Genomic DNA, 4,403 nt, shown 5'->3' with positions numbered 1-4,403 from the left:
CCTACAAAGGCTATTTTCTGACCAGGCTTTGCATATAATGTGATGTTATGAAGAATCATCTTATTAGGATTATAAGCGAAATCCACATCATGCATTTCTACATCGCCTTCAAGTCTTGTATAAGTCACAGTACCATCTTCATGTGGATGTTTCCATGCCCACATTTCAGTACGTTCAGTTGTTTCTACTAATTCACCATTTTCTTCTTTAGCATTCACTAAAGTAACATAACCTTCATCAAATTCAGGTTCTTCATCTAATAATCCAAAGATACGACTAGCCCCTGCTAGACCCATAACAACAGAGTTGATCTGCTGAGAAATCTGACCAATCTGACCAGTGAACTGCTTAGTCATATTCAAGAATGGAACAACGATAGAAATATTAAGTGCCATACCAGATAAAGATACATTTGGTGTCTTTAGATAAAGAAGAATACCACCTGTTAAGGCAATTAATACATAAAGAATATTACCCATGTTATGAAGAACAGGCATCAAGATATTCGCAAATGTATTGGCTTTTCTAGATGCTTCAAACCAGGCATTGTTTACTTTATCAAACCCTGCGATTGCATCTTCTTCATGATTGAATACTTTAATAACCTTCTGCCCATTCATCATTTCTTCGATATAACCTTCAGTTGTACCAAGAGTCTGCTGCTGTTTAATAAAGAATCTTGAACTCTTAGAACCAAAACTCTTAGTGATAAAGAACATGATAACACAGCCAATTAATACAACCCCTGTTAACCAGAAGCTATAGTAAATCATAATACTAAATACTGTTAAGAGAACAATAGAAGTCTGCATTAATGCAGGTAATGACTGAGAAATAAGCTGTCTTAATGTATCAGTATCGTTTGTATAAATAGACATGATATCACCATGTGCATTTGTATCAAAATAACGGATTGGAAGACTTTCCATTCTTGCAAACATCTTTTCTCTGAATTTCATTAAAGAACCCTGAGTGACTACAGCAATTAAACGGTTGTATGTAAATGAAGCAATTAATGAAAGAATATAAAGAATAAGTAATACAGTTACAAATGATAATACTTCAGGCTTAGCATGTAGCCAGTCTTTTGTACGCCAGTATTTTTCAATAACAGCAATGATATTCTGCATAAATATAGATGGAATAGAGCTGACGACTGAGTTAAAAAGAATTAATGCAATAATAATAGGTAGAAGAACAGGATAGAATTCAAAGAGTGTTTTAATAAGACGTGTAAAAGTGTTCTTCTTATTACCACGATTATTTTTCATCCTGTTCACCTCCCTTGTTTTGTGAATAATATACTTCCTGATAAATTGGATTTGATGCAAGAAGTTCATCATGAGTACCGATTGCTTCAACAGAACCATTATTCATGATAATAATCTGATCTGCATCCTGTACACTTGAAACTCTTTGTGCAATGATGATTTTTGTAGTTTCAGGAATAAACTTCTTAAATCCTGCTCTAATAATAGCATCTGTTTTAGTATCTACAGCACTTGTAGAGTCATCAAGAATTAAGATTTTAGGTTTCTTAAGTAATGCACGAGCAATACATAATCTCTGTTTCTGACCACCAGAAACGTTAGTACCACCCTGTTCAATATGTGTATCATATTTATCTGGGAACTGTTCAATAAATTCATCTGCACAAGCAAGATGACATGCTTCTTCTATTTCTTCATCTGTAGCATCTTTATTACCCCAGCGTAAGTTTTCTTTAATAGAACCAGAGAATAAGACATTCTTCTGTAATACAACAGAGACAGCGTCTCTTAGAGTCACTAAGTCATAGTCTTTTACATTTACACCACCGACTTTAACTTCACCTTCAGTGACATCATATAGACGTGAAATAAGATTTACAAGTGACGTTTTAGAAGAACCTGTTCCTCCTAGAACACCAATTGTCTGTCCTGATTTAATATGTAGATTAATATTTTCAAGAGCATAACGATCAGCACGCTTAGAATATTTAAATGATACATTATCAAAATCAATAGAACCATCATTTACTTCATAAATAGGATTTTCTGGATTAGAAATAGTACGTTTTTCTTCTAATACAGCAACAATACGTTCACATGATTCGATAGAAATAGTCACCATAACAAAAACCATTGATAACATCATCAAGCTCATAAGAATCTGGAAACTATAAGTAAGCAATGAAGATAACTGTCCAACCTGAATGATATTACCACCAAAATTAACAACTAAATAAGAGCCAAAAGTAAGCACAAAGATCATTACAACATAAAGACAGAACTGCATCATTGGGTTATTTAATGCAAGAATCTTTTCAGCTCTTGTGAAATCACCACAAACATCTTCAGCTGCTTCATTGAATTTCTTCTTTTCAAACTCTTCACGTACAAATGATTTTACAACTCTAATACCGTTGATATTTTCCTGTACTGAATTATTTAAGTTATCGTATTTTTTAAATACTTTTCTAAATAAAGGCATTGTCTTCTTAATGACAAGTCCTAACCCAATACCAAGTACTGGAATAGTAAATAGGAAGATCAACGCAAGTCGACCACCCATAATAAATCCCATGACCAATGAGAAGATCAACATAAGTGGAGCACGTACAACTGTACGAATAATCATCATATAAGCCATCTGAACGTTAGTGACATCAGTTGTCATACGAGTTACAAGTGAAGATGCACTAAAACGGTCAATGTTTTCAAATGAGAAGTTCTGAACCGCAACAAACAAGTCTTTACGTAAGTTCTTACCAAAACCAGCTGAAGCATTGGCTGCTTTAATACCAGCAAGTGCACCAAATAGAAGTGAGAAACATGCCATGACAGTTAATATAACACCAAATTTCACAATAACTGAAATATCACAGCCATTCTGCATTCTGTTGACTAGATTTGCAACCATTAATGGAATAATGCATTCTACTAATGCTTCAAATGCAACAAGAACAGGTGTCAAAATTGAATCTCTCTTGTATTCACGAATACTTTTCTTAAGCACACGAATAATATTCATATTATTTCCCCTTTCATTCATTTTCTAGATTTGAATAGACTTTACTAAGAAGATCAGCTAAAGTATCAATTTCTTCCTGTGTTAACCCACTCATCATCAAACGATTTGATTGCGCTATATTATGTCTTACCTGTGCACAATGGCTTTCACCTTTTTGTGATAAACAGGCAACTTTAATTCGCTTATCCTTAGGATCATCACAACAATCAATCAGATTCTTTTCCTGAAGTCTTCTAAGAAGTCCCGCAGTTGTTGATTGAGCTACATGTAAATCCTTCTCAATCTCCTTAAAGGTCATTCTCTGATCAGGTGCGTCCTGTAATTTCAATAAAACATGGGACTGCATTAAAGTTAATCCTTCTTTTCTTAAAGAATTATTTGCACGCTTCTTTAAACAGTCATTAATATGCTTAATATAGCTTACTGCTTCACTTTCTCTCATCAGTTTACCTCCTTCTGCGCATTAGAATGATAGTACACTTTCAATTCAATGTCAATAGTATGCTATTAAATATCAAATTATGAAAAAAGAAGGACTTAGTCCTTCTTCTCAGCCTTAGATTCACAATAATAACATCTATAGATACGTTTTTCTCTATTTGCTAGATAGAACACCTGATCTAAATCTCTTTCTACAGATGTAATACATCTGGGGTTCTTACATTTAGCCACATTAATGATTTTTTCTGGAAGCTGTAATTTCTTCTTTTCTACTGTTTCACCATTCTTAATAATAGAAACAGTAATATTAGGATCAATATAACCTAATACATCTAAATCAACATCAAAATCATTATCAATCTTGATGATATCTTTCTTACCCATCTTATTAGAACGGCAATTCATGATGATTGCAACCTGACAATCTAACTTACCTAGATCAAGAGCATCATATACTTCTTTTGCTTTACCAGCTGCAATATGGTCAATCACAATACCATTTTTAATACTGTCTATTCTCATAATCTTTCCACCTCATTCTGTAATCCTAATAAGCTTAAGATCAATGCCATACGGATAAAACGTCCATTATGAGCCTGTCTGAAATAAGCAGCTCTTGGATCTGCATCGACTTCAGTCTTGATTTCATTGACACGTGGAAGTGGATGCATAACAATCATATCTTTCTTTGCAGCCTGTAATTTTTCTTCATCTAAGATATAAGTATCTCTTAAACGGATATAATCCTGTTCATTGAAGAAACGCTCCTGCTGTACTCTTGTCATATAAAGGATATCTAATTCTGGCATGACTTCTTCCATGCTACGTACTTCTTTATATTCAATACCCATTGGATCAAGAATGTCTTCTTTTAAGTATTCAGGAAGCTTTAATTCATCTGGAGAGATGAATACAAACTTAGTACCTTCATAACGTGACATTGCTTTTAA

4 protein-coding genes and 1 pseudogene are annotated in these 4,403 nt (G+C 33.6%); all 5 read right to left on the bottom strand.

Translation table 11 applies throughout. From position 1 onward, the window contains the following. Positions 1–1,271, bottom strand: a 1,271-nt coding sequence (locus B2S90_RS10555) for an ABC transporter ATP-binding protein (protein WP_286697024.1), incomplete at its 3' end; no start/stop codon positions are given. After that, positions 1,261–3,012 (bottom strand): ABC transporter ATP-binding protein, encoded by a 1,752-nt coding sequence (locus B2S90_RS10550; RefSeq protein ID WP_347566900.1) that lies wholly within the window; start codon positions 3,010–3,012, stop codon positions 1,261–1,263. The genes B2S90_RS10550 and B2S90_RS10555, both read right to left, overlap by 11 nt. Positions 3,013–3,025: 13 nt before the next feature. Further along, positions 3,026–3,454 carry a MarR family winged helix-turn-helix transcriptional regulator gene (locus B2S90_RS10545; protein WP_055234218.1) on the bottom strand — a complete coding sequence of 143 codons (429 nt, stop codon included), beginning with the start codon at positions 3,452–3,454 and terminating at the stop codon, positions 3,026–3,028. A 95-nt stretch (positions 3,455–3,549) separates the two neighbouring features. After that, entirely contained in the window at positions 3,550–3,975 is a 426-nt protein-coding gene (locus tag B2S90_RS10540; protein WP_055234217.1) for an aspartate carbamoyltransferase regulatory subunit, read from the bottom strand. Next, a pseudogene (locus B2S90_RS10535) lies at positions 3,972–4,403 on the bottom strand (aspartate carbamoyltransferase); the annotation flags it as partial. The gene B2S90_RS10540 and the pseudogene B2S90_RS10535, both read right to left, overlap by 4 nt.

The organism is Catenibacterium sp. UBA627, from assembly GCF_002299355.1.
Classification (GTDB): Bacteria; Bacillota_I; Bacilli_A; order Erysipelotrichales; family Coprobacillaceae; genus Catenibacterium; species Catenibacterium mitsuoka.
This window is presented reverse-complemented; position numbering and strand designations above follow the sequence as displayed.